A 5,823-nucleotide genomic window follows, 5' to 3' on the forward strand; every position below is an offset into this window, starting at 1 on the left:
CACCCTTTTTTGGTCCTCAAGCGCCGGACGGGCTGGAGGGTGGCCTCAGGCGCCGGCCGGGCTGGATGGTTGCCCTCAAACGCCGGCCGGGCTGGATGGTTGTCCTCAAACGCCGGACGGGCTGAAGGGTGGCCTCAAACGCCGGCCGGGCTGGATGGGTGGCCTCAAGCGCCGGACGGGCTGAAAGGTGGCCCGGATGTCGGTGGGGTTTGAGGGGGGCTGTTGTGGTGGGGCTAGGGTCGCGGCGTGATGACTGTCGTTTGGGTTTTGCTTGCGGTGGTTGCTGTTGGGGTTTATTTGAGTTGGACGGCTGGGCGGCTGGATCGGCTGCATGCTCGGGTGGATTCGAGTCGGGCCGCGTTGGATGCGCAGTTGTTGCGGCGGTCGGCGGTGGCGCAGGAGATCGCCACGTCGGGGTTGCTCGATCCGGCTTCGTCGCTTGTGTTGACGGGCGTGGCGCACGAGGCGCGGAACGCGGCCGAGGACGAGCGGGAGGTGGCGGAGAGCGACCTGTCGCGGGCGTTGCGGATCGTGTTCGAGGATCCCGCGCAGGCCGATGATCTGCGGGCCCGCCCCGGTGGCGAGGAACTGGTCGCGGAGCTTCAGACCGCGGTGCGCCGGGTGCCGATGGCGCGGCGCTTCCACAACGACGCGGTCCGGGGGGCGCGCGCGGTGCGCCGGCATCGGCTCGTGCGGTATCTGCGGCTCGCGGGCCACGCCCCGTACCCCGTCACGTTCGAGATGGACGACGAGGAACCGCACACTCTCGTGCCGGGTGGCTCCTGAGAGGAGCCAACCGCAAGCCACTGTGGACAGATTGGCCCGGGTAATTTGCCGGGGTGGCGTGACATTAGGATCCACCTCACCCGTACGATGGAGCCAACCGTCGTCGATCGCATCTGTGTGAGGTCATCCGTGTCCACCACCCCCGCATCCCCCCAGACCGGTACCGAGCTGGTCAAGCGCGGTATGGCCGAGCAGCTCAAGGGCGGCGTCATCATGGACGTCGTCAACGCCGAGCAGGCCAAGATCGCCGAGGACGCGGGCGCGGTGGCCGTCATGGCCCTCGAGCGCGTGCCCGCCGACATCCGCAAGGACGGCGGCGTCGCGCGCATGTCGGACCCCGACATGATCGACGGCATCATCGGCGCGGTGTCCATCCCGGTGATGGCCAAGGCCCGGATCGGCCACTTCGCCGAGGCCCAGGTCCTCCAGGCACTCGGCGTGGACTACATCGACGAGTCCGAGGTGCTGACCCCGGCCGACGAGTCGAACCACATCAACAAGTGGAAGTTCACGACCCCCTTCGTGTGCGGTGCCACCAACCTCGGCGAGGCCCTGCGCCGCATCACCGAGGGTGCGGCGATGATCCGCTCCAAGGGTGAGGCCGGCACCGGCAACGTCGTCGAGGCCACCCGCCACATGCGCACGATCCTCAAGGACATCAAGCAGCTCTCGGTCCTCGACGAGGACGAGCTGTTCGTGGCCGCGAAGAACCTCCAGGCGCCGTACGCGCTCGTCAAGGAGGTCGCCGAGGCCGGCAAGCTCCCGGTCGTGCTGTTCACCGCGGGCGGCATCGCCACCCCGGCCGACGCGTCGATGATGATGCAGCTCGGCGCCGAGGGCGTGTTCGTCGGCTCCGGCATCTTCAAGTCGGGCGACCCGGCCAAGCGCGCCAAGGCGATCGTGGACGCGACCCTGCACTTCGACGACCCGGACGTGATCGCCAAGGTCTCGCGCGGTCTCGGCGAGGCGATGGTCGGCATCAACATCGACACCCTCCCGGCCGAGCAGCGCTACGCCGGTCGCGGCTGGTAGTCGACCCCCACCGGGTACCACTCGCACCTTCGGTACCCACTTGTACACGCTGCGCAGCCGGGCCCGAACGCGACCGCGTTCGGGCCCGGCTCGGTAGCTGCCACACCCGCCGCCACGGTTGCCACTACGACTCGGACGAGGTTGACGTGTCCACTCCCATCATCGGTGTCCTCGCGCTCCAGGGTGACGTGCGCGAGCACGCCATCGCGCTCGCCGAGGCCGACGCCATCGCGCGCCCCGTGCGCAAGGTCGAGCAGTTCGCCGACCTCGACGGACTCGTCATCCCCGGTGGCGAGTCGACGACCATGTCCAAGCTCGCGGTGTCCTTCGGCCTGTTCCCCGCACTGCGCGAGCGGGTCGCGGCCGGCATGCCGGTGTACGGCTCGTGCGCGGGCATGATCATGCTGGCCGACAAGATCCTGGACGGCCGCGAGGACCAGGAGACGGTCGGCGGGATAGACATGATCGTGCGGCGCAACGCTTTCGGGCGGCAGAACGACTCGTTCGAGGCCGACATACCCTTCGCCGCGCTGGAGGGTGACGAGCCCATGCACGGTGTTTTCATCCGTGCTCCGTGGGTCGAATCGGTGGGTGCCCGAGTCGAGGTGCTGGCGCGGCTGACGGCCGAACCGTACGCGGATCGCATCGTCGCGGTGCGCCAGGGAAACCTGCTCGCGACCTCGTTCCACCCCGAGTTGACCGGTGACAACCGCGTGCACGCCTACTTCGTCGACATGGTCCGTGCCGCGATCCAAGGGGTGTGAGAACACGTCCCGGCCACGCGCGCCGGTAGGATCCTTCCCGCCTGTACAGGCCCGTGCAGCGCAACCCGCGACCGAAGGAGTAGAGGCGGATGTCCGGCCACTCAAAGTGGGCGACCACCAAGCACAAAAAGGCCGTCATCGACGCCCGGCGCGGAAAGCTCTTCGCCAAGCTGATCAAGAACGTCGAGGTGGCGGCACGGACCGGCGGCGGTGACATCGCCGGCAACCCGACGCTCTACGACGCCATTCAGAAGGCGAAGAAGTCGTCGGTACCGAACGACAACATCGATCGTGCGGTCAAGCGCGGCTCCGGTGCGGAGGCCGGGGGCGCCGACTACCAGGCCATCACGTACGAGGGTTACGGTCCCAACGGCGTCGCGGTGCTGATCGAATGCCTCACCGACAACCGCAACCGCGCGGCGTCCGACGTGCGCGTCGCGATGACCCGCAACGGCGGCTCGATGGCCGACCCGGGTTCGGTGTCGTACATGTTCACCCGCAAGGGTGTCGTGATCGTTCCGAAGAACGACCTGAGCGAGGACGACGTGCTGACCGCCGTGCTCGACGCGGGCGCCGAAGAGGTCAACGACCTCGGCGAGACCTACGAGGTGGTCAGCGAGGCGACCGACATGGTCGCCGTGCGGACCGCGCTCCAGGCGGCCGGCATCGACTACGACTCGGCGGACGCCAACTTCATCCCCAGCGTCTCGGTGGAGCTGGACGAAGAGGGCGCGCGCAAGATCTTCCGCCTGATCGAGGCGCTCGAGGACAGCGACGACGTCCAGGACGTGTGGGCGAACTTCGACGTCAGCGACGAGGTCATGGAAAAGATCAACGAATAGATCGACGGATGGATCGACGAGTCGATCGGCGAGTGGGTCGACGAACAGGGCGACAGTGCTCGGCGGCCGAGCGGTCGATCGCACGAAGGGTCGGTGGGACGAGCCACCGGCCCTTCGCGTTTTCCGGCACGTGTAGCCCGTATGTGTGCCGGGCCGGTCTACCGGGCTACGGGTTGGTGTTTATGACGTACAGCAGGAAGCTCACGTACCACCCCGAGAACGCCGCTCCCGCGATCAGCACCGAGATCACCACGCCGCGCGGCCACTTGGCCATCAAACGCGCGAGCGGCAGCACGATCGTGAACGCCGGGAGCATGAAGCGCGGCTTGGAGTGGAAGAACCAGTCGTTGCTGGTGGTCAGCGCGAGGAACATCACCACGCCGCCGTAGACGTGCACGGGCAGCGGGGTTCGCCGGTCGCGGAAGGACCAGATCGTCAGTCCGACCGACAGGATGATCACGAACGTGCAGACCACGTAGATCGGTCGGCCCACGTGGGTCAGATATTTGTTCATCCACTGGACGGTGCTGACGCCCCAGTCCATCCGCAGGTGGAACGCCTTGTCCTGGATCCAGATCCAGCCGTCGGCCCGGCCCGCGAGCCATCCCACCCACGCGATGAAGCCCACGCACGCCAGCGGCGAGATCAGCGTCGCGAGCACCGGGCGGCGCGCCCGCGGCGCCAGCAGCCCCACCCGCCGGCCGTCCTCGCGGCGCTCCAGGACGATTGCCAGCGCGGCCACGCCGAGCGCGGCGACGAGCGCGAACGCGGTGTTGCGGGTCAGTCCGGCGAGCAGACACAGCACGCACGCCAGGGTCCACTGCCGGCGCAGGACCGCGAGCAGACCCCACGACGCGAAGGCGACGAACAGCGCCTCGGAGTAGACCATCGTCAGCACCATCGAGCCCGGCGCGACGGCCCACAGGAGCGCGAACAAGGTGGCGACCCGGTGGCTGCCGGTCACCTCGCGCCCGAGCGCGTACAGGCCCCACGCGGCGACGGCGCCCGCGACCAGCGTCACGACCATGCCGGCGTCGAGGGCGGACAGGCCGGTCAGGTCCGAGACGAGGCGCACCGCCCACGGATAGCCGGGGAAGAACTCGACGTTGCTCCAGTACGGCTTGCCGGTCGGCGACACGGCGATCTTGTCCACGTAGCCGAAGTCCGCGATGTCGCGGAACCACACGCCGTCCCACGAACCCACCATCGACCAGAACGGCTTCTTGGTGGCGAACGCCATCAGACCCAGGACCACGAGGTTGATCGCGCGCGCGATCAGGTAGCCGACGACCGCGGTACGAGCGGGCCGGAACGAGAGCGAGGTGCGGTGCCAGGTGTCGCCGGCGGCGGAGCGAAGGCGCTCGACGACGAGGGCCGCCCCGGTCGTGTCGGTGGTCGCCGGCACGCTGCTCGCGTCCTTCTCGGCGGCCGGTGGGGTCTCCGCGACCGGCGTGGACGGCGTCGACATGAAAACCTTCCGGGCGGCGACGGGACAGTCTCAAACCGACCCTAGCGCCGCCCCGGGGGGCTCACGTGCGACGACGGACCTGCCGGGCCGGCGAGCGGCGGCGGGGGTCGTCGGGGGTCATGGGGGTCATCGACCGGACAAGCGTACGTGTCGCCCGAACGAGTGATCACGGAGTGGCGGAACCGAGCCGGCCGGCAGGGCTGCACTAGGGTTTGTCCGAACGAACAGGTGTTCGTATCGACGGGGCCGTTCGGGTGGTAGGCATCGGTGGTCCGGCGGGTGTATCGGTGGACCGATCGGGTGTGTGGGTGGCTCGGGCGAGGTGCGTCGGTGGGCCGGACGGGTGCCTCGACGGACCGGCCGGGTCGAACCGACCGCCCCGGGTGTACGACCGAACAAAGCGCGGGACGGCGACACAGCGCCCGCCGGGGACGAAAGGGGCGCGGCATGCGGGTCTTGGGGGTCGACCCCGGTCTGACCCGATGCGGTGTCGGGGTCGTCGACGGCGCGGTGGGCAAACCGCTGCGGATGGTCGAGGCCGGCGTCGTGCGTACGCCCGCCGAAGCGGCGATCGACGCGCGTCTGCTGGGCATCGAGCAGGGCCTCGAGGAGTGGCTGGACCGGCATCGACCCGACTGCGTGGCGGTCGAGCGGGTCTTCAGCCAGCACAACGTGAGCACCGTGATGGGCACCGCGCAGGCCTCCGCCGTGGCGATCGTGTGCGCGGCCCGGCGCGGCCTGCCGGTGACGCTGCACACGCCCAGCGAGGTCAAGGCCGCGGTCACCGGCAGCGGTCGCGCCGACAAGGCCCAGATCGGGGCCATGGTGACCCGTATCCTTCGTCTCGACGGTCCGCCGAAACCGGCCGACGCCGCCGACGCGGTCGCCCTCGCGATCTGCCACATCTGGCGCGGCGGCGCCTCCGACCGGC

At 69.2% G+C, this 5,823-nt stretch carries 6 protein-coding genes; 5 read left to right on the top strand and 1 reads right to left on the bottom strand.

Annotated features, from left to right (window positions below; translation table 11 throughout):
* Positions 1 to 249: 249 nt before the first annotated feature.
* The 4 genes from GT354_RS40100 (at position 250) to GT354_RS40115 (ending at position 3,424) form a co-directional block, all read left to right on the top strand.
* Positions 250 to 786 (top strand): LemA family protein, encoded by a 537-nt coding sequence (locus GT354_RS40100; RefSeq protein WP_161361405.1) that lies wholly within the window; start codon positions 250 to 252, stop codon positions 784 to 786.
* Between the two features lie 87 nt (positions 787 to 873).
* Positions 874 to 1,818, top strand: coding sequence for a pyridoxal 5'-phosphate synthase lyase subunit PdxS (gene pdxS / locus GT354_RS40105; protein WP_161361396.1), 945 nt, complete (start codon positions 874 to 876; stop codon positions 1,816 to 1,818).
* Positions 1,819 to 1,964: 146 nt separating this feature from the next.
* Positions 1,965 to 2,582 carry a pyridoxal 5'-phosphate synthase glutaminase subunit PdxT gene (gene pdxT, locus GT354_RS40110; RefSeq protein WP_161361399.1) on the top strand — a complete coding sequence of 206 codons (618 nt, stop codon included), beginning with the start codon at positions 1,965 to 1,967 and terminating at the stop codon, positions 2,580 to 2,582.
* A gap of 89 nt (positions 2,583 to 2,671) precedes the next feature.
* Positions 2,672 to 3,424, top strand: coding sequence for a YebC/PmpR family DNA-binding transcriptional regulator (locus GT354_RS40115; RefSeq protein WP_161361400.1), 753 nt, complete (start codon positions 2,672 to 2,674; stop codon positions 3,422 to 3,424).
* Positions 3,425 to 3,590: 166 nt separating this feature from the next.
* Here GT354_RS40115 and GT354_RS40120 read toward each other — a convergent pair whose 3' ends face one another.
* Positions 3,591 to 4,892, bottom strand: a complete 1,302-nt coding sequence (locus tag GT354_RS40120) for a mannosyltransferase family protein (RefSeq protein WP_161361401.1) — start codon at positions 4,890 to 4,892, stop codon at positions 3,591 to 3,593.
* A 447-nt stretch (positions 4,893 to 5,339) separates the two neighbouring features.
* Here GT354_RS40120 and ruvC point away from each other — a divergent pair.
* The coding region (gene ruvC, locus GT354_RS40125) for a crossover junction endodeoxyribonuclease RuvC (RefSeq protein ID WP_161361403.1) at positions 5,340 to 5,823 on the top strand (484 nt) is incomplete at its 3' end.

It is taken from the genome of Streptomyces sp. SID3343 (assembly GCF_009865215.1).
Taxonomy (GTDB): Bacteria; Actinomycetota; Actinomycetes; order Streptomycetales; family Streptomycetaceae; genus Embleya.

Bases quoted from the DNA above. Each gene is read 5' to 3' on its own strand.
- GT354_RS40115 (WP_161361400.1), top strand. From the start codon at position 2,672: ATGTCCGGCCACTCAAAGTGGGCGACCACCAAGCACAAAAAGGCCGTC.
- GT354_RS40100 (WP_161361405.1), top strand. From the start codon at position 250: ATGACTGTCGTTTGGGTTTTGCTTGCGGTGGTTGCTGTTGGGGTTTAT.
- GT354_RS40120 (WP_161361401.1), bottom strand. From the start codon at position 4,892: ATGTCGACGCCGTCCACGCCGGTCGCGGAGACCCCACCGGCCGCCGAG.
- pdxS (WP_161361396.1), top strand. From the start codon at position 874: ATGGAGCCAACCGTCGTCGATCGCATCTGTGTGAGGTCATCCGTGTCC.